This window comes from Devosia sp. (genome assembly GCF_017307565.1).
GTDB lineage: Bacteria > Pseudomonadota > Alphaproteobacteria > Rhizobiales > Devosiaceae > Devosia.
On record NZ_JAFKHD010000070.1, the window covers coordinates 19556 to 41183 of the forward strand.

General features: G+C 62.4%; 25 protein-coding genes and 1 tRNA gene. 16 read left to right on the plus strand and 10 right to left on the minus strand.

Going from position 1 to position 21628, the window contains the following annotated elements:
- The first annotated feature begins 13 nt into the window (after positions 1-13).
- The 3 genes from dgt to J0I64_RS01875 all read left to right on the plus strand — a co-directional run bounded on the left by dgt (position 14) and on the right by J0I64_RS01875 (position 3927).
- Positions 14-1357, plus strand: a complete 1344-nt coding sequence (gene dgt, locus J0I64_RS01865) for a dGTP triphosphohydrolase (protein WP_291405873.1) — start codon at positions 14-16, stop codon at positions 1355-1357.
- 461 nt (positions 1358-1818) lie between these two features.
- Positions 1819-2556 carry a cytochrome c biogenesis protein CcdA gene (locus J0I64_RS01870; protein WP_291405875.1) on the plus strand — a complete coding sequence of 246 codons (738 nt, stop codon included), beginning with the start codon at positions 1819-1821 and terminating at the stop codon, positions 2554-2556.
- Positions 2557-2676: 120 nt separating this feature from the next.
- Entirely contained in the window at positions 2677-3927 is a 1251-nt protein-coding gene (locus tag J0I64_RS01875; RefSeq protein ID WP_291405877.1) for a GNAT family N-acetyltransferase, read from the plus strand.
- On the opposite strand, the gene radC is transcribed toward J0I64_RS01875, so the two are convergent.
- Complete coding sequence (radC, locus tag J0I64_RS01880; protein WP_291405974.1) at positions 3919-4611, minus strand: DNA repair protein RadC; 693 nt, start codon at positions 4609-4611, stop codon at positions 3919-3921. The genes J0I64_RS01875 and radC overlap by 9 nt on opposite strands.
- A 17-nt stretch (positions 4612-4628) precedes the next feature.
- Positions 4629-5465 (minus strand): type I methionyl aminopeptidase, encoded by an 837-nt coding sequence (gene map, locus J0I64_RS01885; RefSeq protein ID WP_291405879.1) that lies wholly within the window; start codon positions 5463-5465, stop codon positions 4629-4631.
- A 122-nt stretch (positions 5466-5587) separates the two neighbouring features.
- Between map and J0I64_RS01890 the strand changes: the two genes are divergently transcribed.
- From J0I64_RS01890 to J0I64_RS01905, 4 genes are all read left to right on the plus strand, one after another.
- Entirely contained in the window at positions 5588-6358 is a 771-nt protein-coding gene (locus J0I64_RS01890) for a molybdopterin-binding protein (RefSeq protein ID WP_291405881.1), read from the plus strand.
- An 80-nt stretch (positions 6359-6438) separates the two neighbouring features.
- Complete coding sequence (gene gpt / locus J0I64_RS01895) at positions 6439-6936, plus strand: xanthine phosphoribosyltransferase (protein WP_291405883.1); 498 nt, start codon at positions 6439-6441, stop codon at positions 6934-6936.
- A gap of 68 nt (positions 6937-7004) precedes the next feature.
- Entirely contained in the window at positions 7005-8360 is a 1356-nt protein-coding gene (locus J0I64_RS01900) for a phage minor head protein (protein WP_291405885.1), read from the plus strand.
- The gene (locus J0I64_RS01905) at positions 8357-9094 is read left to right on the plus strand and encodes a hypothetical protein (RefSeq protein WP_291405886.1); all 738 of its coding nucleotides are present in this window, start codon (positions 8357-8359) and stop codon (positions 9092-9094) included. The genes J0I64_RS01900 and J0I64_RS01905 overlap by 4 nt, the downstream gene beginning before the upstream one ends.
- A gap of 217 nt (positions 9095-9311) precedes the next feature.
- Here J0I64_RS01905 and J0I64_RS01910 read toward each other — a convergent pair whose 3' ends face one another.
- From J0I64_RS01910 to J0I64_RS01920, 3 genes are all read right to left on the minus strand, one after another.
- Entirely contained in the window at positions 9312-9551 is a 240-nt protein-coding gene (locus J0I64_RS01910; RefSeq protein WP_291405889.1) for a hypothetical protein, read from the minus strand.
- A 261-nt stretch (positions 9552-9812) separates the two neighbouring features.
- Positions 9813-10490 carry a hypothetical protein gene (locus J0I64_RS01915; protein ID WP_291405891.1) on the minus strand — a complete coding sequence of 226 codons (678 nt, stop codon included), beginning with the start codon at positions 10488-10490 and terminating at the stop codon, positions 9813-9815.
- A 17-nt stretch (positions 10491-10507) separates the two neighbouring features.
- Positions 10508-10592, minus strand: a tRNA-Leu gene (locus J0I64_RS01920).
- Between the two features lie 79 nt (positions 10593-10671).
- On the opposite strand from J0I64_RS01920, the gene J0I64_RS01925 reads away from it, so the two are divergent.
- Both J0I64_RS01925 and J0I64_RS01930 read left to right on the plus strand, forming a co-directional pair.
- Entirely contained in the window at positions 10672-11052 is a 381-nt protein-coding gene (locus J0I64_RS01925; protein ID WP_291405893.1) for a RidA family protein, read from the plus strand.
- Positions 11052-11336, plus strand: a complete 285-nt coding sequence (locus J0I64_RS01930) for a hypothetical protein (protein WP_291405895.1) — start codon at positions 11052-11054, stop codon at positions 11334-11336. The genes J0I64_RS01925 and J0I64_RS01930 overlap by 1 nt, the downstream gene beginning before the upstream one ends.
- On the opposite strand, the gene J0I64_RS01935 is transcribed toward J0I64_RS01930, so the two are convergent.
- Positions 11333-12394: a hypothetical protein gene (locus tag J0I64_RS01935; protein ID WP_291405897.1), complete on the minus strand. Its 1062-nt coding sequence runs from the start codon at positions 12392-12394 to the stop codon at positions 11333-11335. The genes J0I64_RS01930 and J0I64_RS01935 overlap by 4 nt on opposite strands.
- Positions 12395-12451: 57 nt before the next feature.
- Positions 12452-13123, minus strand: coding sequence for an RluA family pseudouridine synthase (locus J0I64_RS01940; protein WP_291405899.1), 672 nt, complete (start codon positions 13121-13123; stop codon positions 12452-12454).
- 76 nt (positions 13124-13199) lie between these two features.
- Here J0I64_RS01940 and J0I64_RS01945 point away from each other — a divergent pair, with 76 nt between their 5' ends.
- The 6 genes from J0I64_RS01945 to J0I64_RS01970 all read left to right on the plus strand — a co-directional run bounded on the left by J0I64_RS01945 (position 13200) and on the right by J0I64_RS01970 (position 17509).
- Positions 13200-13736, plus strand: coding sequence for a methylated-DNA--[protein]-cysteine S-methyltransferase (locus J0I64_RS01945; RefSeq protein WP_291405901.1), 537 nt, complete (start codon positions 13200-13202; stop codon positions 13734-13736).
- A gap of 8 nt (positions 13737-13744) precedes the next feature.
- The gene (locus J0I64_RS01950) at positions 13745-14614 is read left to right on the plus strand and encodes a CHAD domain-containing protein (protein ID WP_291405903.1); all 870 of its coding nucleotides are present in this window, start codon (positions 13745-13747) and stop codon (positions 14612-14614) included.
- 1 nt (position 14615) lies between these two features.
- Positions 14616-15083, plus strand: coding sequence for a CYTH domain-containing protein (locus J0I64_RS01955; RefSeq protein ID WP_291405905.1), 468 nt, complete (start codon positions 14616-14618; stop codon positions 15081-15083).
- Between the two features lie 104 nt (positions 15084-15187).
- Positions 15188-15940 carry a glucose 1-dehydrogenase gene (locus J0I64_RS01960; protein WP_291405908.1) on the plus strand — a complete coding sequence of 251 codons (753 nt, stop codon included), beginning with the start codon at positions 15188-15190 and terminating at the stop codon, positions 15938-15940.
- Between the two features lie 53 nt (positions 15941-15993).
- Positions 15994-16542 carry a winged helix-turn-helix transcriptional regulator gene (locus J0I64_RS01965; RefSeq protein ID WP_291405910.1) on the plus strand — a complete coding sequence of 183 codons (549 nt, stop codon included), beginning with the start codon at positions 15994-15996 and terminating at the stop codon, positions 16540-16542.
- Positions 16543-16672: 130 nt separating this feature from the next.
- On the plus strand, positions 16673-17509 hold the full coding sequence (locus tag J0I64_RS01970; RefSeq protein WP_291405912.1) for a DMT family transporter: 837 nt from the start codon (positions 16673-16675) through the stop codon (positions 17507-17509).
- On the opposite strand, the gene J0I64_RS01975 is transcribed toward J0I64_RS01970, so the two are convergent.
- The 3 genes from J0I64_RS01975 to J0I64_RS01985 all read right to left on the minus strand — a co-directional run bounded on the left by J0I64_RS01975 (position 17506) and on the right by J0I64_RS01985 (position 19929).
- Positions 17506-18519, minus strand: coding sequence for a hypothetical protein (locus J0I64_RS01975; protein ID WP_291405914.1), 1014 nt, complete (start codon positions 18517-18519; stop codon positions 17506-17508). The genes J0I64_RS01970 and J0I64_RS01975 overlap by 4 nt on opposite strands.
- Positions 18520-18623: 104 nt before the next feature.
- Positions 18624-19184: a gluconokinase gene (locus J0I64_RS01980; RefSeq protein WP_291405916.1), complete on the minus strand. Its 561-nt coding sequence runs from the start codon at positions 19182-19184 to the stop codon at positions 18624-18626.
- Complete coding sequence (locus J0I64_RS01985; protein WP_291405918.1) at positions 19159-19929, minus strand: SDR family oxidoreductase; 771 nt, start codon at positions 19927-19929, stop codon at positions 19159-19161. The genes J0I64_RS01980 and J0I64_RS01985 overlap by 26 nt, the downstream gene beginning before the upstream one ends.
- A 220-nt stretch (positions 19930-20149) precedes the next feature.
- Between J0I64_RS01985 and gndA the strand changes: the two genes are divergently transcribed.
- Positions 20150-21568: an NADP-dependent phosphogluconate dehydrogenase gene (gene gndA, locus J0I64_RS01990; RefSeq protein WP_291405920.1), complete on the plus strand. Its 1419-nt coding sequence runs from the start codon at positions 20150-20152 to the stop codon at positions 21566-21568.
- Positions 21569-21628: the final 60 nt, after the last annotated feature.

Consider the following 21628-nt stretch of genomic DNA (forward strand, 5'->3'; position numbering starts at 1 on the left):
GTGAGGATCTGCCATGGACTGGAACCGCCTTCTTTCCGAAGAGCGTCTCGGCGACAAGAAATATGTCCCGCAGGCCAGCCGGTCGATCTTCGTGCAGGATCACGACCGCATCATTTTCTCCGCGCCCTTCCGCCGCCTTGCCAACAAGACACAGGTGCAGCCGCTCTATGAGCACGATCACGTCCATCACCGACTGATCCACTCGATCGAGGTCAGCAGCGTCGGGCGCTCGCTGGCCATGCGCATCGGCCATTGGCTGGCTGAGCAAAATCACATCGAGGCCGGGGGCGAACATAGCCTTGCCAATATCGTTCAGGCGGCGTGCGTCGCCCACGACATCGGCAATCCGCCCTTCGGCCATTCCGGCGAAGACGCCATGGGCGCCTGGTTTGCCGAGCAGTTTTCCGAGGGCAGGGGCCTTGCAGGCGATCTCGATCCCAGCCTGCGCCCCGAATTCACTGCCTTCGAGGGCAATGCGCAGGGTTTTCGCATCCTGACGCGGCTTGAAATGTACCGCAATGACGGCGGCATGCGGCTTTCCAAGGCGACGCTCGGCGCCTTCATGAAATACCCCGTCACTGCGAAAACCCGCGCAGCCGTTAAGGCGAGTGGCGATGCAAGCTATGTCGGCCTCAAGAAGTTCGGTGTCTTCAGCAGCGAGACGGCGCTCTTCGAAGACGTCGCGGCCTCGCTTGGCCTGCCCGAAGAGCGCATCGGCGATCAGACATGGTGGCGGCGCCATCCGCTGGTCTTCGTCGTCGAGGCGGCGGATGACATTTGCTACAATATCGTCGACATCGAAGACGCCTTCACCACCGGCGAGCTCTCCTATGAGGCGGTGGTGAAAATCCTCGTCGAAGCGGCTAAGCCGCGCGATGCCGGCGCCGGTGACAGAAACCAGGCCGAACACGTCGCCATGCTGCGCGCCATGGCCATAGGCAAGGCCATCGACAGCTGCGTCGAAGCCTTCAAGGCCCACTACGAGCCGATCATGGCCGGCACCTTTTCGGGCGCACTGACGGAGGTCGGCGAAATGGCGCCGATCTTTGAAAACATGCGCAAGCTCTCATCCGACCACATCTTTACCGCAAGGCGGAAGACCGAGCTTGAAATCTCGGGCCGCCGCATCATCGGCAATGTGATGTCGGGCATCCTGCCGGTCTTTGAAGACCTGGCTTCGGTCAACTGGCAGGCCGAACGGATCGGAGCCCGCTCCCAGCAGCTGGTGCGTGCGCTCGATCTCGACCTGCGCGACCTGACGACACCCGCCAGCGCGCTGCACGCACTGGCCGACTACACGTCGGGCATGACGGATCGCTACGCGCTGCGCATATCCAAGATGCTCTCAGGCCACTAGCTGATCACAGCATTGGCGCGAGTTCGTCGGGCTCGTCGATGCTGCCTGGGGTTGCGCCCAGGGACTGCGCCGGGGCAAAGCCCGTTTCGCTGCCCTGCCAGCGCGCAACTTCGCGCCCGCAATGGGAACACCCAAGAAGCGTACCGAGGGGCAAGTTACCCGTAGTAATGGAGTTCTTTTGACCGCAATGCGGACAACTGATCGTCAAGACTGAAAACGGACTCATGACGCCACCTTTGTTTTGTGGCGGCAGCTTGAACCTCTTGCAGGGCATTTGACTGTCGTCGCTGAAGCCACGGCAAGGGCAGCGACGGGTGAAGTCTATGCCCTCGAACGTGGCATGTCACCCTTATTATCGGACAGCGGGGGATGCGCGCTCACTTCGCCGCGATGCGACCCTTAGGCCGATTGCTTTATATGTCCGTCGCGCTACACAAGGCCCCGAAACGGGGAGCGTCGCCTTGGAATTTTCTCTGCCTCTGGTGATTGGTGCGGGTATCCTGAGCTTTCTCAGCCCCTGCGTCCTGCCACTTGTGCCGCCATATCTCACCTATATGAGCGGCGCGAGTTTTGATCAGCTGCGCGCCGAGGCCGATACGGGCGCCGGCAAACTGACCTTCAAGGTCGCGATCACTTCGCTCTTCTTCATCCTGGGCTTTTCGGTCGTCTTCATTGCGCTCGGCGCGACGGCGACTGCTTTCGGCCAGGTGTTCCGCCAGCTGCTGCCGATCATGACGCCGGTTGCCGGCATCGTCATCATCGCCATGGGCCTGCATTTCCTGGGCATCTATCGCATTTCCTTCCTCGACCGGCAGATCCGCCACAACGGTCCGGGCGCCGCCTCGGGTCCGGCCGGCGGGTTCCTGCTGGGTCTGGCCTTTGCCATCGGCTGGACGCCGTGCATCGGTCCGGTGCTGGCCGCGATCCTCTCCGTGGCCGCCAGCCGCGAAACCGCCTGGGAAGGCGCCTCGCTGCTCGGGCTCTATTCGCTGGGCCTCGGCATTCCCTTCTTCCTTGCCGGCATCGCCATCGGTCCGTTCCTGACCTTCTTCCAGACGTTCAAGCGCCACCTGCACACGGTCGAACGCATCATGGGCGGCCTGCTGGTGGTTACCGGGCTACTGTTCCTCACCGGCAATTTCACCCGCATCTCGTTCTGGTTTCTCGAAACCTTTCCGGTGCTGGCCAATTTCGGTTAAGGCGCAGGAGTTTCTTAACCCTCCCACGTTTTCCGCTCTGCGCAGAACAATTGCTGCGTGATCTTCAGGCCCGATTTACTCGAATGCGCCAAGACTGGCGCAGTCATGTGGACGGGAAAGATGGACACGGCCAACGCGAATAGCCAGCCTGTGTTGCGCGCACTTGCCGAGAGCGGCGGGGATATCGGCCGGTCGGCCGACGCTTCCGCGCGTCCGCTCGCGCCCATGACTGCCCGTCGCGTCAACGATATCGCCTCTGTCGAGACCGTCTGGCGGGCGCTTACGGCCGATGGCGTCGAGTCGCCCGGCCAGAGTTTCGATTTCATCCGTCTCTGGATCGCCGATCGCGGCATTGCCCCGGAACACCAGTGCTTCGTCGTCGGCGAGGTTGACGGAGAGCCGGTGGCGCTATTGCCGCTCCATCGCCGCAGCCAGATGGGCGTGACGGTATACACCTGGTTCCCGCGCTCGCAGGTCGGCTGCTACGCGCCTATTTCCGACTATCGCCGGTTGGCGCAGCTTGGCCCCGAGGGCCGCGCGCAGCTCTGGCAGACCATGCTCGCCCAGTTGGACGACGCCGATGCCGTCTATCTCCGCGCCATTCCGGGCGAGATCGCCGGCTTCGGCGGCCTTTTCGACGAATTGGGCGGCCCTCTCGCGGTGGATACGCTCTACCGCTCCGAATTCGCCTCCTGGGAAGAGTGCGACCGTCTGCAACGCAGCCGCAGCCGCCGCAAGCACGACCGCCAGCAGGGCGACCGCCTCGCGGCTTTGGGCGAGATCGGTTTTGAGTTGGTTACCGATCCTGCGGCGGGCAGGGCGGCCATTGAGGTCATGTTCCGCCAGCGCTCGGCCCGGTTCCGCGCCCAGGGCATTCGCGACACCTTCGTCTGCGACAACCTCGTCGATTTCTATCAGCGCGCCATGGAGCCCGGTTCGGGGCTCGATATCCGGCTGCACGTGCTCCGCCTCAACGGCGAGATCGTCGCCGTGCGCTACAATGTCGTCCACGGCACGCGCATGTTCTGCCTCATCTCCTCGATGAGCGACGATCCGGCTATCCAAGTGGGTTCGCCGGGCAAGCAATGCCTGCTGCGCGTCATGCAGACCGTTTTCGATAGCGGCTTTTCCATGTTCGACATGGGCTCGGGCTTTACTGACGAAAAGCGGCACTGGTGCAATGTGCAGACCCCGCTCCGCCAGCACTATGTCGGCCTGACGCTCAAGGGACGTCTCTCGGTGGGCTGCCATCAGCAGTTCCAGAAGCTGCGGGCGCAGGCCAAGGCCAACCCCCGCGTCAAGTCGGCGCTGCGCCACCTCCAACAGTTCAGCGACCGGCTGTTCGGCCGCCGCCAGCAGCCGTCAGATTAGCTTCAGCCCGCGCATCGAGGCGTGCCCGGCACGGCCGATGATGATGTGGTCATGGAGGGTAATGCCCATCTGCTTGGCGATCTCGGCGATTTCGCGCGTCATCCGCACGTCGGCTGCTGATGGAGAGGGATCGCCCGATGGGTGGTTGTGGACGAGGATCAGGGCGGACGCTGAAAGCTCCAGCGTGCGGCGGATCACCTCGCGCGGATAGACCGGGGTATGGTCCACCGTGCCCACCTGCTGCACCTCGTCGGCGATCAGCCTGTTCTTCTTGTCGAGGAAGAGAATGCGGAACTGCTCGACGCTCTCATAGGCCATGGCCCCACGACAGTAATCGATGAGCTGTGACCAGGAGGAGAGGATCGGCTTTTCGACGTCGATCTTGTCGCGGCCAAAGCGCTGCGCCACGGCCTGCACCACTTTGAGATGGGTGATGGACGTTTCGCCCAGCCCCTTGACCTCGGCGAGCCGGGCAGGGGGCGCGCCCAGCACTTCGGACACCGAGCCGAAGCGGGTGAGGAGATCTTTCGCCAGTGCCTTGGTGTCGCGCTGCGGCAGGATCATGTGCAGCAGCAGCTCGAGCAGTTCATAATCGGCCAGCGCGTCGCCGCCCACGGTGTTGAACCGCTCGCGGGCCCGTTCCCGGTGCCCGAGATAATGCGGCTTTACCGCCGCTTCAGCCATGCCGTCTGGCTTGTCGCTCAAGACCGCTTCCGCGCTTCGAGTGGATTGAAAAGGCCGCCGGGCGAGAGCGTGAAAATCTCGTGCCCCGTTTCCGTGATGCCGATCGAATGCTCGCACTGCGCCGAGAGCGTTCGGTCGCGCGTCACTGCGGTCCAGCCATCGGAGAGGATTTTGACGTGCGGCTTACCAAGGTTGATCATCGGCTCGATGGTGAAGATCATGCCCGGCTTCAGCGGAACGCCCGTTCCGGGCGTGCCGAAGTGCAGGATGTTCGGTTCATCGTGGAAGAGCCGGCCGACGCCGTGGCCGACGAAGTCGCGCACGACGCTCATGCGCTCACCTTCCGCCACCGCCTGGATGGCGGCGCCGATATCACCCGTGGTGTTGCCCGGCTTGGCCGCAGCAAGACCAGCTTCGAGCCCGGCATAGGTCACTTCGATCAGCCGCTCGGCTTTTCGCGAGATTTCGCCCACCGGATACATGCGGCTCGAGTCGCCATACCAGCCGTCGACGATCAGCGTCAGGTCCACATTGACGATATCGCCCTCGCGCAGCCCGCGATCATCTGGAATGCCGTGGCACACCACGTGGTTGATCGAGGTACAGACCGAGTGGCGATAGCCCTTGTAGAAGAGCGTCGCCGGCACCGCGTCATTGTCGCGGGCGAATTCATAGGCGATCTGGTCGAGCTTGGAGGTCGGCACGCCTGGCTCGACATACTCGGTCAAAATATCGAGAGCCTGGGCCGTCAGCGCCCCGGCTTTGCGCATGCCTTCAAAACCCTCCGCGCCATGCAGCGGGATGACACCGGGAGTCCGGCGGGATTTGGCGGATGCGTCGACGTAGGTAACCATTGAGAACTCCAGGGGATGACACAAACCTAGTCAGTTGCACCGCCGATTGAAAGTCCCCCGCCAGCTTGACGGCAGCCTAAGGCAGGGGCATTGCTCTTGGGCTTAGTGAAGCGGAAAAATCCATGTCGACCCAAACTCGTGTGACCGCCGGCCTTCTGGTAATCGGCGACGAAATCCTTTCCGGCCGGACCAAGGACGTGAATATCGGCGCTGTCGCCGATTTCTGTACCGATCTCGGCATCGATCTCACCGAAGTGCGCGTCGTCAGCGACGTCGAAGAGTCGATCGTCGAAGCGGTCAATGCCCTCCGCCAGCGCTACACCTATGTCTTCACCACTGGCGGCATCGGGCCGACGCATGACGACATCACCGCCGACGCCATCGCCAAGGCCTTCGGCGTCGCCCTGCCGATCAATGCCCAGGCCCGCGCCATGCTCGAAGCGCGCTGGAAGGAAACCGGCACCGAGGTCAACGAAGCCCGCCTCCGCATGGCCCGCATTCCCGAAGGCGCCGATCTCATCGTCAATTCGGTCAGCGCCGCCCCCGGCTTCCGCATCGGCAATGTGCACGTCATGGCCGGCGTGCCCGTCATCATGCGCGCCATGCTCGAAGCCCTGACGCCCACGCTAAAGGGCAGCAAGAAGGTGCAGTCCATCACCGTGAAGGCTGCCGTCGGCGAAGGCACGCTCGGCGGTCCGCTGGCCGCGCTGCAGAATGAATATCCCGATGTGAAGATGGGCTCCTACCCCCAGATGGGAAAAGACCGGGTCATGACCGAGCTGGTCCTGCGTTCCTCCGACGAGGCATTGCTGGCCGAGGCTGGGGAAAAGGTGCGCGCCATGGTCGCTGCGGCCCATGCAAAGGCCGGAATACAGCCTCCCGACGGGGAATGATTGGCGTCGGGCCCGTCCTTTGATAAGGACGGTGCCTCACAAAGAATTCGGCGCCCGCCGCCCCTCCGGAGATCAATGCGTTGAGCAATCCCAACCAGAAGTCGTTTCCCGTCACTTGGGACCAGTTTCACCGCGATAGCCGCGCTCTCGCCTGGCGCCTCGCCGGCCTCGGCACCTTTGACGCCGTCGTCGCCATCGCCCGTGGCGGCCTCGTTCCGGCAGCCATCGTCGCCCGCGAACTGAATATCCGCACCGTCGAAACCGTGGCCGCCAAGAGCTACGACCACCAGAACCAGGCCGGCATCAAGATCCTCAAGGAAATCAGCCAGCCGATCCTCGACCTCGCCAAGAACGGCGGCAATATCCTGATCGTCGACGACCTCGTGGACACCGGCAACACCGCCCGCGTCGTCCGCGAAATGCTCCCCGGCGCCCATTTCGCTACCGTCTACGCCAAGCCCAAAGGCCGCGAAATGGTCGACACCTTCATTACTGAAGTCAGCCAGGACACCTGGATTTTCTTCCCCTGGGACCTCGACGTCGCCTACGTCGCCCCCATCTCCGGCGGCACCGACTGATCTATCCCGCTTATCCCCGCCCCAAGCGCCCATGACACCCTGCCTCCGCATCAAAGCGGGGGTGGGAAATGGCGAGACTATCGAAGAAGCTTGAAGAGAAGCGAGCCGAGCTCGCCAGACTGATCGAACGCAAGGCGTTCGACGCCTATGTCAGGTATGGCGCCGTACCCGACGATTTCCATCGGCTCGCCGAGACCGCAGCCGACGGCCAGAAATTCCTCGACCTCTGCGCCGGCCTGTCCACCAAGGCTCTCCCAGAAGGCCGTCCTACCACCCACTACACCTGGCGCACAGCTGGCGACGATCGCGTCCGCCACGCGCACGCCGCCCTCGAAGGGCGGGTATTCGCTTGGACCAACGCTCCATCAGAAGGCCACCCCGGCACCGCGCCCTACTGCCGCTGCTGGGCTGAGCCGTACTATGGCAATCCCGCGCTCCCGGACGCTTCTCTCCAACTCGGGTCCGAACGACAGGTTGCCACTGATCCGTCTGAACTTTGGGCAAGTGTCGAAACACTCACGCGGCCGGATGGGAGCATAGCCGCCTCGGAGGTCATCATGACCGATGGCGCCTCCGTTCGATCGACCTTTGCCGGTCAAAGCGTTTCGCAGGTCGTGGTCATGCCAAACGCCACGTTTCTGGAGGCTCATCGAAACGCGCAGGGTGAGCATATCTCTCTCGGCCGCGACGGCGAGGTGCTCGCGCGGGTCGCTTGGCTCCGCAGCGCGCTTACGCGCGGCCCTCTTGTCGCCCCACCGGCCGTGCTGGCGATGCCGAAACCTCCCGCCGTACCGAGCGATGCGCTGGCGGACACCTGGCTCGCATCGCCTTTTGCCATAATGGTTCGGGGCGCCCTTACGCTCTACAACGCCGCTGTGGCGCAACCTGGGCCGATGGGCATAGGCGACACCGGGCTCGTCGCGCTCGCCTTCAAGGTTTGGGACGGCAGCAGAACTGGAAACTCTGTAACGGTCACGCAAGTCGCGCTCACTGCCGAACAAGTCGCGCAAACCTGCAAGCTGTTACCGGAGGTGCAGGCTCTAACCAACGAAGCAGCCGCAAAAATGAGTGCCATGCGACTCACCGCAACACCTCAGAATTTTGGGATTGCCGTTCATACCGAAGTTCACCGACAGATCACCATGCGGAAATTATTGTCTCCGGTTCAGTACGGCAACGTTCATCCCGAAATGTCGATCACGGGCGGAGGATTAACTAGCATAGATGGTGACGTATACTATGGGCAGGCTGAGACATCACGCCTAGATGTCTACGAGAGAGTGAATGCAACCACGGCTTGCATATACGATGTGAAAACTGGACGGAGAGGTCTTTCGCTCACCCGCACGACAGATTTGGTCAGCCGAACTACGAAAATCCCAGGGGTAACTAACGTGATCGTTCTTCAAGTCGGCATTCAATGACAACCATTACAGAAGTCGCCCAGTTAGCCTCGCCGTTTCTCCGGGACTACCCTGATTTTGTTATGGAGAAGCGGGAGATTTTTCGGACGCCGGTTCGTCACCTCGTGGTGGGCTTCTCGTTTGGCCCGCCCCACTACAAGGGCGAAGTTGACCTCTATTGGCGAGTCGAATTCCTATTCTCGCCGCCAAATTTTTCGGTCGGGATCGGCAGGCAGATCGATGGGGCACACGGTTTTCTCGGGGAGGATCCGACTTTGCCAGCCAGGGTGCGCGCAGAGATGGAGCGCGCTGCGAGCGAAGTTATCGTATCAGGTACGTCGCTCGACAATATGCTGTCGGTCCAGCAGCACATGAACCCCTATGCGGGGATGTCCTACCCGAGCCAGGCACTTCTACACGCTGCGCTTGGCAGATTCCCAGAAGCCCGCGCTGTTCTGGAAAAGTACCTCGACCTGAATTGGGCGGATGCCAATGCCTACGGTGCCTCTCCATCGGTGGTCATCGGTTCCAAAAAGTCGGAAAGACGGCAGAGGTTCAAGGTCCAATGGCTTGAGAACCTCGGAAACCTCGATGCCCTCCGTATAATGCTCGCGGAGGAAGACCCGGCCCCTGTCGCGGCGCTCTTGCATGAATGGGAAGCGATGAACGTCCAGGTCCGAAAACTTGAACGCTTCTGGCGACCTTCGCCGTTTCCGTTCGAGAGCAAAGTAGCCAGCGCGAACGGTCCGTCATGACTACTGCGGCGGAAGTAAAAAGACGGCTGAAGCCGCTCCTAAAGCATCGTCCCGATCTGGTCCTGGTCGGTCGCAATCTGGTCATTCCACCCGTCCATCATGTCCTGCGGGGTATCTTTTTTGATGCGTCTTGGGACAAACATCTGTGCCGGCCAATCTGGTACGCCGGTGCAATGTTCATGTACAATCTTGAGAACGACTCCCCGCCGTTCGACATTCATGAGCAATATTCTCTGCAACGGTCCAATGAAGAGGACTTTTCCTCACTGTGATGGCCAAGACCGAGGCAGTTCTCCAATTCGATTTCTCGCGGGTTTATACGGTTGAGCAGTACATCAACTTTGGCAAAGACGCTGAAGTGGAAAACGATGGTAGAGATAGCCGCATCATTCCCCATCGGCCCTTTCACTATGCCGTCGCTCTCTCGGCGCTGAGCGATCTGGACGATGCCGAGCATAAGATGGTCGCGGCGGCAGCTTGGTGGGAGAGGGGCTCGATTGCGGCCGCACGGCGTGCGGAAGAGTGGCGTGCCAAAGGAGCCGTGGCCATCGCTGAGCGATGGCGTAATGGCGCGCCGTCTGGGGGCCTTGCGAGACCTCGTTCAACGCCGGGGCCGCGCCGATATAGGAGACCTTTTGCGGTCTTGGGAGCTCGACCGGGCAAAAGCGCTCAAAATCGACCATCCTTGGGAGCCTACGGCGTTTCCCGTCGAGATGAGTTAACCCCGCTTCACGCCCAGCCAAATGACATGCCGCGCGCCCTTGCCGCCGCTGCGTGCGCGCACCTTCACTTCATCTACCACAAAACCCGCAGCAGCCAGTCGCTTGGCGAACGGCTCGCTAGGATGCGCCGACCAAACCGCCAGCACGCCACCCGGCCGTAGCGCCGCCCATGATTTCCTGAGCGCCGCCGTGCCATAGAGCTGATCGTTTTGCTCCCGGCTCACCCCATCTGGCCCGTTGTCGACATCGAGCATGATGGCGTCGTAGGCCCCTTTGCCCGCCGCGATCACCTTGCCGACGTCGTCATTGATAATCCTCACCCGCGGATCATCGAGACAAGTGCCAAAAACCGGGGTCAGTGGCCCGCGCGCCCAGGTGATGATCTCGGGCACCAGTTCGGCAACGACAAGCTCGCTGTCCGCCCCAAAACACCCCTGCGCCGCGCGGAGGGTAAAACCCATGCCGAGCCCGCCAATAAGAACCCGCGCCTTCGCGCGTCCGCCGATGCGTTCGGCGCTGAGCGTTGCGAGGGCCTCTTCCGAGCCACTGAGGCGACTGTTCATCAGCTCATTGGTGCCGAGCATGATGGAGAATTCATCCCCGCGCTGCATCAGTTTGAGCTGCGTCTTGTCGCCCGGCACATTCGCCGTATCGAGATGGATCCAGGGTCTCATGAGCTCTCGCAGGGGATTGGTGCGGGCGACGGGAATCGAACCCGTACAGCGTTAGCCGAGGGATTTTAAGTCCCTTGTGTCTACCAGTTTCACCACGCCCGCTTGGCTCGGTGGCCCGTGTTTGTCACAAGGCGGTGCGCAAGACAATTGCGCTTGGACGATTCTCAACTCAGGAGACGAGATGATCGAACGCATCGAAACCGGCATCGCGCCATCCTCTGCGCCCATCAACGACGCCGTCCGCGCGGGCAAGCATGTCTGGCTTGTCGCGGTCGCCGAAGACCCGGCCAGCGGCGATATCGTCGAGGGGGGCATCGAGGCCCAGGCGCATCGCTGCATTCAGAACCTCGAGATCGGCATCAAGGCCGCCGGCGGCACGCTCGCCAATCTCGTCATGGTGCAGATTTTCCTAGTCGACAGCGCCGACGCGGCCGGCATGAATGCTGTCTACCGCCAGTATTTCACCCAGCAGCCATATCCGGTTCGCGCCACGGTGGTGGTCAAGGAACTGCTGGCCAAGGGGCTCAGGATCGAAATGACCGCTACGGGGGTACTGGACTGATGCTGCTCAAGCTCGCGCTGCTGGAAGATATCAAGGCCGGCAAGGTGGATGTGATTTTCCGCCGCTGGAATCGCCCCACGGTCAAATCGGGCGGCACGCTCAAGACCAAGCTCGGTCTGCTCTCGATCAAGTCGGTCGTCGACATGAGTGCCGATGAGGTTACCGATGCCGACGCCAAGCGGGCCGGTTTCAAGGACGTCGCCGATTTCCGCAAGTGGCTCGATACGATGAAAGGGGGGAGCCTCTTCCAGCGTATCGAAGTGGGTTTTGCCGACGAGGCCTAGAGGCTCGACATCAGCGGGCTGAAGCTGCGCTGATAGATGGCGCCCAGCCACCGACCATAAAGCGCCTGCAGGCCAGCAACCTCGCCTGCAGGCGTTTCCACGCTCAGAACCATCACGGGCACCGAACCGGCAACATCGCGCGGCGCAGCCACTGTGACTTGCGGCTGGCCAACGCCTTCGGGCAGCCCCTCGAGACGCGCGGCAATGGTTTCGCCCGCCGCTTGGGCCATGGCCGTATCCGGATAGGGGATGGCGATGTGCAGCGCCGCGGTTTCGGCACCGCGCGTCTCGGCAATGAGGGCGAACGGAAAGACCAGCGCGGCATCCACGTCGGGGGATTTGATCTTGGCACCCTGCGCCGTGCTGCGGTCTACCGTGGGGCCGGCAGAAAAGGCGTCCATGGTCCAGCCGGAGGCCATCTCCAGTTGCGCACCGTCGCCCGCTACTTGCTTGAGGGCGCTGATGGCATCAACCCACATGCCGTCGGCCGGTGGCGGCGCGGACAATTGCTGCAGGGTTGATTCCATTTCCGGCCAGCCGGCGGTGCGGATCAGAAATTCGTCGCCGGGCACGATGCGCTGGGCCTTGCCCATGCCCGAGCCGAGTGGGTCCGGATCGCGGACTGCGGCCAGGTCGATCGCATAGTCCTCGCCACGGTAATAGACCGTGATGTCGCCGATGGCCCGATCGGCAAAGTCGCGCGAGAGCAGGGCCTGCGGTGTCTCCGAGACAAAGCCCTGGCTGCCCAGCAGCACGGTGATTGTTTTGGGCGGCGCGCCAAGGGAGAGGACGCCCTCGACCGCGCTGAAGTCGATGCCGGTGACCGGATCCTTGCCGCCCGCAGCCAGAGCCTGCGCCAGCTGCATGTCTTCGATCATCGGCGGGGTCTTGCTCCTGGCAAAGCCGCCAAGGGGCGCGGCATAGGTGAAGACCTGCGGCTGCGCCATGGCGGCCGGCAGCAGGCCAGCCGCGTCGAGCAGGTCGTCGAAAGCCTGGACCGGAACGGCGAGGGCAAGCCCGACAAGAATGGTCAGGCAGGGCAGGGAGTGAAGGCGCATGCCGATGTCTCTCCAGATCGCAAAGTCAGCTGAAGCTTTATGCCGGCAATCGTGTCGCTAAAACGGCGTGGGCGCTACGAAAATCATGAATTCGCCCGTCGTCGGATGGGTAAACCCCAATTCGGCGGCGTGCAGCTGCAGCCGATCGGCCGCGGTGAAGTCGTCGCCCTCTGCATAGAAGGCGTCGCCGAGGATGACATGGCCCAGCGCCTTCATATGGACACGCAGCTGATGCGTCCGCCCGGTGAGCGGCACGAGCTTTACGCGGGTTGCGTTCGCCTCGCGCTCGATCACTTCCCACTCGGTCTTGGCGTGGCGGCCGTTCTCATAGTCGACGCGCTGGCGCGGCTTGTTTTCCCAGTCGGTCGCCAGCGGCAGGTCGATGACGCCGCTGTCTTCGGCAATGATGCCGGAAACGCGCGCGATGTAGCTCTTGGTCGTCTGCCGGTGCTCGAACTGGCTGCCGATGCGGCCATGAGCGCGCTTGTTGAGCGCCAGCGTCAGAACCCCGGACGTATCCTTGTCGAGCCGGTGGCACATGCCGGCGGTCGGCCAGGTCTGCCGCGCGCGATATTCGATGCAGTCCCAAAGGCTCGGGTCTTTGCCGGGTACGCTGAGAAGCCCGCTCTGCTTGTCGACAACCAGAATGTCATCGTCCACATGGAGGACGTTGAGATAGGGATCGGTGGGCGGGAAATAATCGAGCAATGTGGGCATGGGACCGGGCATGGCCAGCCCTCTAGCAGAGGTTGGCACATTTGACCAAGCGTTTGCCGCCGTGGCCCCGGCGCGCTAAAGTGACGGCATGTACAGCACCACCTTTGCAACGGCGCTCGGAGAGTTCGCCCTGGTCTGGACCGACCGCGGCGTGCGCCGGGTCTATTTGCCCGGAGGCGACAGCGCCGAGGTCGCAGAGAAGATGGCCAAGCTCGGTGCCGCCCCCGGCGAACCCGATCGCGCCATCTCGGCCATTGTCGATCTCATCGAAGACTATGCCGAGGGCGAGAATGTCGATTTCTCCGCCGTGCCGCTCGATCTCGAAAACGTGCCCGACTTTCATCGGCGCTGCTACGACATTTTGCTCACCTTCGGCTGGGGCATGACCACGACCTATGGTGACATTGCCCGGCAGTTGGGTGACGTCGGTCTGTCGCGAGCGGTGGGACAAGCCATGGGGGCCAATCCCATTCCGTTGATCATTCCATGTCACCGCGTTCTGGCTGCTGGCGGCGGGGCAGGTGGGTTCTCCGCACCCGGCGGCACCACGTCCAAGCGTGCCATGCTGGCTCTCGAAGGCGTCACCATGGGTGCACCGCCCGGCCAGATGCAGTTTGCGTTCTAGAGCGCCAGATGGGCTTCTCGTTCAGTCGATCCGGCAAGGTTGGCAGTCAGGTCCGCAGGATAGCGGCAGAGCAGATCGATGCCGCGCTGGCCGATTGCCGGTCTGGCGATGATTTCGACAAGACGGTCCATGAGTTGCGCCGGCGCTGCAAGCGGATCAGGGGCCTCCTGCGCCTCGTGCGCCCCAAATTTCCGGGCTTCGACAGAGAAAATGCTGCCTTCCGCAACGCTGCCGATGCACTGGCCTCGGCTCGCGATGCTGCCGTCATGCTCGAAACGCTCGAAGAGGTTCTAGGAGAGGCTAGCGTCGGGCAGGGGGCAAGACTGCGGGAGGTACTCGCCGAGAACATTCGGTGCGTGTCCGAAAGGCAGGATCGTCGGGCCCTGCTTGAGGTTTTTGCGGAAGAGATGCTCATAGCGCGGAAGCGGGTCGATTACTGGACGTTCGAAGACCGCGGCTTTGACCTCCTCGCCCCGGGGCTGGGCCACACCTATGCCCGCATGCGAAAGCGCCTTGGGGAGGCCGAGAAGACCAGCCATGACGAGGCCTTCCACGATTGGCGCAAGGAAGCAAAGAGCCACTGGTTCCACGTCACCCTGTTCAAGGACTGCGCACCCGATCGGCTCGGGGCGCGGCGCGATCAGCTCGATACGCTCGGCGAGTATCTTGGCGATCATCACAACCTCGCCGTTCTGGCCGAGGGGCTTGAGACCTTGGCGGGCCCGCTCGATGCGGACTTGACCCAGGCCATTTCAGCCCGCAAGAGCGCATTGGCGGGTAAGGCGCTGGCCTTGGGCCGGCAGCTAACGGCTGAAAGCTCCGATGCTCTCGTCTCCCGCTTCGAAAAATTCTGGAAACTGCTTCCAAAGGACGACTGATATGGCTCAGGAAATCGAGCGCAAATTCCTGGTTTCCGGCGATGGCTGGAAAGCGGGCGTCGAAAGCTCGGCCCGTCTGCAGCAGGGTTATCTGTCGACCAGCGCCAAGGCGACCGTGCGGGTGCGCATCTATGATGATCGGGAAGCCGTGCTGACGCTCAAGGGCAAGCCGCAGGGCCTTGCGCGCGCCGAGTTCGAATATCCCTTGCCGCTCGAAGACGCACGCGAGCTGATGGAAATCGCCCAGCCCAACGTCATCGAAAAGCGTCGCTACAACGTGCCCCATGGCGCCCATATGTGGGAGGTCGATGTCTTCGAGGGCCACCATGAAGGGCTGATCATGGCCGAGGTCGAAATGAGCTCGGTCGATGAAGAAGTCGTGCTGCCGTCCTGGGTGGGCCGCGAGGTTAGCGACGACGATCGCTACGCCAATGCCAGCCTCTCACGTACCCCGGGCGTTCCCGATTAAGTGCGGATTGCGCTCGAACAGATTGTTCGCACCGGTTTGATCTCGGTCATGGTTGTCTCGTTTCGAGGGGCGCATATCTTCTGAGGAACCAACAGGAGATTGCCATGTCCAAGGATTTTGCAGGCAAGGTCGCATTCGTTACGGGCGGTGCTTCGGGTATCGGCGAAGCGGTGGTGAAGCAGCTCGCCGCGCGCGGTGCCAAAGTCGTCGTTGCCGACCTCAAGCTTGAAGGCGCGCAGGCGGTGGTCGATGCGGTCAAGGCTGCTGGTGGAGAAGCTGCTGCCGTAGCCGCCGACGTGTCCAAGATCGATCAGGTCGAAAAGGCTGTCCAGTTCGCCGTCGACACCTATGGCGCCCTGCACCTTGCGGTGAACAATGCCGGCATTGGCGGCGCTTCCGCGCCCCTGGGCGACTATTCCTTCGATGACTGGCACAAGGTGATCGACGTCAATCTCAACTCCGTCTTCTATTCGATGAAGTATGAGCTTGCTGCCATGCTCAAGGCCGGCGGTGGTGCCATCGTCAACATGGCGTCTATCCTTGGCTCCGTGACTTTCCCCAATGCCCCGGCCTATGTCACTGCCAAGCACGGCGTCGTCGGCATGACCAAGTCTGCCGCGGTGGACTACGCCAAGAAGGGCATTCGCGTCACTGCGGTGGGGCCGGGCTTCATCGAAACGCCGCTGCTTTCCGCGCTGCCCAAGGAAACGTTGGATTACCTCAAGGCCGTCCACCCCATTGGGCGCCTCGGCACGTCCGAGGAAGTAGCCGCGCTGACGCTTTTCCTGCTTTCCGACGCCGCCTCCAACATCACAGGGTCCTACCACCTGGTCGATGGCGGCTACGTCGCGCAATAGAGCGTTTGCTGAACTCCCGCGCCCGGCTAGTATGTCGGGTGCGGGAGGGTTTGATGCTCATCAAGATCGTCGATCTCGAAGCCATTGCCGACGGCAGGATAGACACGCAGTTTCGCCGCTGGCGGCGGCCAACCGTCAAGGCCGGTGGCACGATGCTTACTGCCCTCGGCATTCTCTCCATCGACGCCGTCGAGCCCGTCACTGAAGATATCTCCGACGAAGACGCCCATCGCGCCGGCTTTGCGGATGCGAAAGGGCTTGTCGCGTCCCTCGCAACCCGTGGAGAGGGCCAACTCTACCGCATCCGGCTTCATCATATGGGAGCGGATCCCCGTATCGCCCTGCGGACCTCGCTAGACGATCTTGCCGAAGTCGAGGTCAAGCTGGCGCGCATGGACGGTGATGTTCCATGGACGAGGGCAGTCCTTGCCTCCATTGCAGAAAACCCGGGTCTCTCCGCTCAACAACTCGCGGACAGCTTGGGGCTTGAAAGACAGGCATTCAAAACCCGCGTTCGTCGCCTGAAGGCCCTCGGTCTCACCGAAAGCCTCGAAACCGGCTATCGAATCTCGCCGAGGGGGACGGCTATTCTGGGACGCTAGTCGGCTCAATGACTTGCAGGGCAGGGCGGTCCCCACTAAAGCTTGGCCCGTCCCCGCCTTGCGACCTTCCTCTATGCCCAAACAAAACATTGTCGCCGCTCTGTGGCTTTCCACCGGAGGCCTTGCCGTCATGTCCGCGATGTCCGCGGCCATTCACGAAGTGGCGCCGCTCGTGCCCACCGGCCAGATCATTTTCTGGCGCAGTTTTGTCGCGCTGCTGCCCACGCTGATCTATCTGGCGGTTCGCCGTGAATTGGGGCAGGCAGTGCGCACGCGCTACCCGCATAAGCACCTGGTGCGTGGCCTCCTCGGCTGTGCCGTGATGTTCTTTTCCTTCGTCTCGCTGCGCTATCTGTCGGTGGGGCTGGCAACCGCACTCACCTATCTCGCTCCCATCCTCTCCATTGCCGCCGCCATGCTCTTCCTCCGCGAGCGGCCGGGCGCGACGATTTTCGTCGGCGTGGTGCTCGGTTTTGCTGGCATTCTGCTCATGCTCTTTCCAACCCTCGTGGGGGCGGAACTGCGCGATGGCACCTTGATCGGCGTCGGTGCGGGCGTCGCCATGGCCGCCACCAACGCCCTTTCTCGCGTGCAGGTGAAGGATTTGACCCGCACCGAACCGCCAGCCGCAATCGCACTTTCCTTCGCTTTGATCTGCTCGCTGGCCGGGCTGGCTTCGGCGTTTTTCGGCTGGGTCGACCTCGGCGCCCGTGAATTCGCTCTCCTGGCTGGGGCGGGGCTGCTCGGCGGGTTGGGCCATGTCCTGCTGATGGAGTCGGTGGCCCGTGCCCCCGTCTCGGTGCTTGCGCCCTACGAATATACCGGGATCATCTGGGCTTTCGGTTTTGACCTGCTGCTGCTCGGTATCGTCCCCACGACATGGGCGCTGGCCGGGGCGATGCTTGTCGTCGCCGCTGCCGCTCTTGTCGCCTACGGGCAGGGGCGGTTTGCCCGCAAGCCTGCCTAGATCCCGCCTTCCGGCCGAAGGTCGGAAAATTGCACCCGTCCATGCCCAAGCCGTTCGAGGGCCGTAAATATCGCTTGCCCGTCGAGCACCTGATGGCTGTGGTGAATGCCGGGTGGTACGCGTCCTGCGAGCACGTCTTCCGCGGCCAGTGCCGCAACCGCTGCCGTTACAGCAGCCTCGCGCCGTCCGAAGAAGAAGGCATCCTGCGCCACGGGGCGGCTCGCGCGCTTGCCATGGGCCGTTACCGACAGCACGCATTTGTCCGAGCCGAGCGTCGGCATGTGGCTGATGCGCTCGACGAGCGCTTGCATCGTGGCATTGCCGGCAAATGTCCTGCCCAGCCAGAATAGCAGTCCTGAAAGCATTGCGGAGTCGTAAGTCACGCGCGTCACAGTCCGCACGCCTGGCATGGTCCGGGCCAATACATGCTGGTCCGCAAAATCCATGAAATGAGCCTGCCTCATCCCAAAGTCCGGCCCAAAACTGATCCGCGCATCGTCGCGTGGCGCCTTCGGATCGAACATGTTGCGCGTCGACCACGCAATGGCTGCGGAGCCATGGTCGTCGCCGGTGCCCATCAGGATACCGATCTCTATGCTCTCGACCACATCGAGCTGTTTCGCAGCGGCCGCCGACAATAGGTTTGAGAGGCCCGGTGCGAGGCCCAGCGACAGCACGACAGGCGTCCTGACCTCCAGCGCCTCGACGTGTCGGAAGAAGTCATCCCCAGCGGTAACGTCGATGTAACCGATCCCGCGCCGCGTGACTTCCGATACAAAGGCGGTGTCTTTCTGGTCGATCGAAGCCACGACCAGGTCAATACCCTCCAGCGCATCGGCCCATGTGGGCGGCGCGCCGAGGTCAATCCTGCGAGCCCCAAACCCGATAGCCGCGGCTTTGGTCAGATTCCGTCCGGCAACGATGACGTGGTTTTCCGGCTTGGACGCAAGCGTGCGGGCGATCTGGCTGCCAACGGCGCCATAGCCGCCGACTAAGAGGGTGCTGGGCATTTCCTGTAACTATTCCAGTGCGTTGACTGCACCGAGACAGGTAACCGAAAGCCCCGGCAACAGCCGATGCTACGAAACGCCGCTCCAACGTGGGAAGGTTGGTTTTATTGCCAGCGTTTGAAGCTTTTGAGGTGCGTGAGTGATCCAGTCACGGTCGTGACGATACGGTTGACCGGGTCCGTCACCGGTACGACAATCACATTTTCGACCGCCGGATCGGGCACCTCCAGAGTGGCGAACTGGCTGTCGAGCAGGCTTGTCGGCATGTATTCATGATCGCGCTTGGCCATCCGCTCGCCGATCACTTCCCGGCTGCCATCGAGATAGACGAAGAGCACGGGTTCGCCGGCCTTTTCGGTGATGAAGTCGCGATAGGCCTTCTTGAGCGCGGAACATGCACTCACGGCGACGCCCTTCTTCTTTTCCGCCGCTTCCTTGAGGGCCGCTGTCAGCGCTTCAAGCCAGGGCCAGCGATCATCGTCCGTCAGAGGTGTGCCGGCGCGCATTTTCTCGACATTGGCCTCGGGGTGGTAGCGGTCGCCATCAAGAAACGGGGCATGCAAGGCCCGCCCCAAGGCCGCCCCCACCGTCGACTTGCCGGACGAGCTGACGCCCATGACAATGATGATACGGGCCGGTTCAAACGACTGCGGTGAAGGCGCCATCGACATAGAGAATGTGTCCATTTACAAAACTTGCGGCATCGGATGCCAGAAAGACGGCCACGGGCCCCAACTCTCCGACTTCCCCCCAGCGCCCCATCGGCGTGCGCTGTTCCACCCAGGCATTGAATGCCGGGTCGGTGATCAAGGCCTCGTTGAGGTCAGTCTTGAAGTAGCCCGGAGCGATGGCGTTGACGTTGAGCCCCTTGCGGGCCCAGTCGGCTGCCATGCCACGTGTGAGATTGGCGATGGCGGCCTTGGCCGCCCCATAGGCAGCCGCAGTGGGCCGCGCATGGTCGGTCAGGATCGAGCAGATATTGATGATCTTGCCGCGCCCGCGTTCGATCATGCCCTGGGCGACTGCCTGGCTGACCGAGAAGGTCGCCGTGACATGGGTCGCCATGATCTTTTCGAAATCGTCGTGCCGATAGGTTTCGAGCGGCCCGCGGATCTGCATCCCGGCATTGTTTATGAGGATATCGATCGGGCCGATTTCCGCTTCGCAGTGGCGGATCGCTTCGCCAACACTTTCCGGGCTCGTAACGTCAAAGGCCAGGGCGGCCACGTCGGCGCCGGCTTCAGCGAGGTCAGCTGCCGCAGCACCCAGCGCGACATTGTCCCGGGCGTTGAGCACAATCTTTGCACCGGCACCGGCAAGGGCACGGGCCATGGCAAAACCAAGGCCGCGGCTCGATCCGGTGACCAAGGCCCTGCGGCCCGTCAGGTCAAATGGCGAACGCTCGCCCATGGTTGATGGTCCTCCACTTCGCGCCTTCTTAGTCAGCCAGGACCTGATAGCGCAAGTCGAACGAATACTTCCATACAAGTGTTGGGAGTGGTCGAAATTTGCGCGATCCGTACTTTCATCAGCAGCCGGTTTGTGGTCATTGTCACGGCCGCGTGCTATGCACCCTGCGCATGGCCCGACACGACCTGGACGGCGACGAATACCTTGGAAGGATAGCTTCATGGCGACTGCGGATATCGGGCTGATCGGCCTAGCGGTAATGGGTTCAAACCTGGCGCTCAACATCGCCGAAAAAGGCTACACCGTTGCCGTGCACAACCGCTCGGCCGGCCGCATCGACGAGTTCGTCGCCGAGGCCAAGGCGCAGGGTCTCGACCAGAATACCATTCCGAAATACGACCTCGCCGAATTCGTGCAGGCGGTTAAGGCTCCGCGCTCGATCATCATCATGGTCAAGGCCGGCCAGCCGGTCGACGACATGATCGAGCAGCTCCTGCCGCACCTGTCGCCGGGCGACGCGATCATCGAGTGCGGCAACTCGCTCTATACCGATACGCAGCGCCGCTTCGACTACCTCAAGCCCAAGAACATCGGCTATCTCGGCGTCGGCGTTTCCGGCGGTGAAGAAGGCGCCCGCCACGGCCCGTCGATCATGGTCGGCGGCTCCAAGGAACAGTGGCACAATGCCGAGGCGGTTCTCACTGCCATCGCCGCCAAGTTCAATGGCGAAAGCTGCTGCGCATATCTGGGCGAAGGTGGCGCTGGCCACTTCGTCAAGATGATCCACAACGGCATCGAATATGGCGACATGCAGATGATCGCCGAAATCTACGGCGTGATGCGCGACGGTCTGGGCATGTCGGCCAAGGAATGCGCTGACGTCTTCAAGGAATGGAACAAGGGTCCGCTCAATTCCTACCTGATCGAAATCACCGGCCACGTTCTGGACGCCGTCGATGACCAGACTGGCAAGCCGCTGGTTGACCTGATCCTCGACAAGGCCGGCCAGAAGGGCACCGGCATGTGGTCCGCCGTCGTTGCTCAGCAGATGGGTGTCCCGGCAACCGCCATCGAAGGCGCCGTCGCAGCCCGTTCGCTGTCTTCGCGCAAGTCCGAGCGCGTCGCCGCCGAAGCCATCTATGGCAAGCCGAACCGCGCCAAGACCGACGTCACCCTGGCCGATCTCGAAAAGGCGCTGCTCGCCGGCAAGATCGTTTCCTATGCTCAGGGCTTTGCCGTGATCAACAAGGCCTCGGAAGAGTTCGGCTGGTCGCTGCCCCTCGCAACGATCGCCAAGATCTGGCGCGCCGGCTGCATCATCCGCTCGCGTTTCCTCGATCAGATGTCGTCGGCCTATGCCAAGGGCGAAGCCACTAATCTTCTCGTCGTGCCCGACTTCGTCGGCATCATGAAGGACAGCCACCCGAGCCTGCGCAAGGTTGTGGCGGCCGCGTCCGTCGGCGAATTCCCGATGATCTGTCTCTCGGCCTCGCTGAGCTATTTCGACAGCTACCGTCAGGCTCAGGGCACCGCCAACCTGACCCAGGGCCAGCGCGACTTCTTCGGCGCCCATGGCTTTGAAATCGAAGGCCGCGGCAGCGACCTGCACGGCACCTGGCCGTCGACCCTCGGCAAGTAAGCCAAAAAAGAAAAGCCCCGCTTCGGCGGGGCTTTTTGTATTTTAGAGCCGGTCATACGT

Coding starts and splice junctions, on each gene's coding strand:
- dgt (WP_291405873.1), top strand. CDS start 14: ATGGACTGGAACCGCCTTCTTTCCGAAGAGCGTCTCGGCGACAAGAAA.
- J0I64_RS01875 (WP_291405877.1), top strand. CDS start 2,677: ATGGACACGGCCAACGCGAATAGCCAGCCTGTGTTGCGCGCACTTGCC.
- radC (WP_291405974.1), bottom strand. CDS start 4,611: ATGGCTGAAGCGGCGGTAAAGCCGCATTATCTCGGGCACCGGGAACGG.
- map (WP_291405879.1), bottom strand. CDS start 5,465: ATGGTTACCTACGTCGACGCATCCGCCAAATCCCGCCGGACTCCCGGT.
- J0I64_RS01890 (WP_291405881.1), top strand. CDS start 5,588: ATGTCGACCCAAACTCGTGTGACCGCCGGCCTTCTGGTAATCGGCGAC.
- J0I64_RS01900 (WP_291405885.1), top strand. CDS start 7,005: ATGGCGAGACTATCGAAGAAGCTTGAAGAGAAGCGAGCCGAGCTCGCC.
- J0I64_RS01905 (WP_291405886.1), top strand. CDS start 8,357: ATGACAACCATTACAGAAGTCGCCCAGTTAGCCTCGCCGTTTCTCCGG.
- J0I64_RS01910 (WP_291405889.1), bottom strand. CDS start 9,551: ATGCTCGGCATCGTCCAGATCGCTCAGCGCCGAGAGAGCGACGGCATA.
- J0I64_RS01915 (WP_291405891.1), bottom strand. CDS start 10,490: ATGAGACCCTGGATCCATCTCGATACGGCGAATGTGCCGGGCGACAAG.
- J0I64_RS01925 (WP_291405893.1), top strand. CDS start 10,672: ATGATCGAACGCATCGAAACCGGCATCGCGCCATCCTCTGCGCCCATC.
- J0I64_RS01930 (WP_291405895.1), top strand. CDS start 11,052: ATGCTGCTCAAGCTCGCGCTGCTGGAAGATATCAAGGCCGGCAAGGTG.
- J0I64_RS01935 (WP_291405897.1), bottom strand. CDS start 12,394: ATGCGCCTTCACTCCCTGCCCTGCCTGACCATTCTTGTCGGGCTTGCC.
- J0I64_RS01940 (WP_291405899.1), bottom strand. CDS start 13,123: ATGCCCGGTCCCATGCCCACATTGCTCGATTATTTCCCGCCCACCGAT.
- J0I64_RS01945 (WP_291405901.1), top strand. CDS start 13,200: ATGTACAGCACCACCTTTGCAACGGCGCTCGGAGAGTTCGCCCTGGTC.
- J0I64_RS01950 (WP_291405903.1), top strand. CDS start 13,745: ATGGGCTTCTCGTTCAGTCGATCCGGCAAGGTTGGCAGTCAGGTCCGC.
- J0I64_RS01955 (WP_291405905.1), top strand. CDS start 14,616: ATGGCTCAGGAAATCGAGCGCAAATTCCTGGTTTCCGGCGATGGCTGG.
- J0I64_RS01960 (WP_291405908.1), top strand. CDS start 15,188: ATGTCCAAGGATTTTGCAGGCAAGGTCGCATTCGTTACGGGCGGTGCT.
- J0I64_RS01965 (WP_291405910.1), top strand. CDS start 15,994: ATGCTCATCAAGATCGTCGATCTCGAAGCCATTGCCGACGGCAGGATA.
- J0I64_RS01970 (WP_291405912.1), top strand. CDS start 16,673: ATGTCCGCGATGTCCGCGGCCATTCACGAAGTGGCGCCGCTCGTGCCC.
- J0I64_RS01975 (WP_291405914.1), bottom strand. CDS start 18,519: ATGCCCAGCACCCTCTTAGTCGGCGGCTATGGCGCCGTTGGCAGCCAG.
- J0I64_RS01980 (WP_291405916.1), bottom strand. CDS start 19,184: ATGGCGCCTTCACCGCAGTCGTTTGAACCGGCCCGTATCATCATTGTC.
- J0I64_RS01985 (WP_291405918.1), bottom strand. CDS start 19,929: ATGGGCGAGCGTTCGCCATTTGACCTGACGGGCCGCAGGGCCTTGGTC.
- gndA (WP_291405920.1), top strand. CDS start 20,150: ATGGCGACTGCGGATATCGGGCTGATCGGCCTAGCGGTAATGGGTTCA.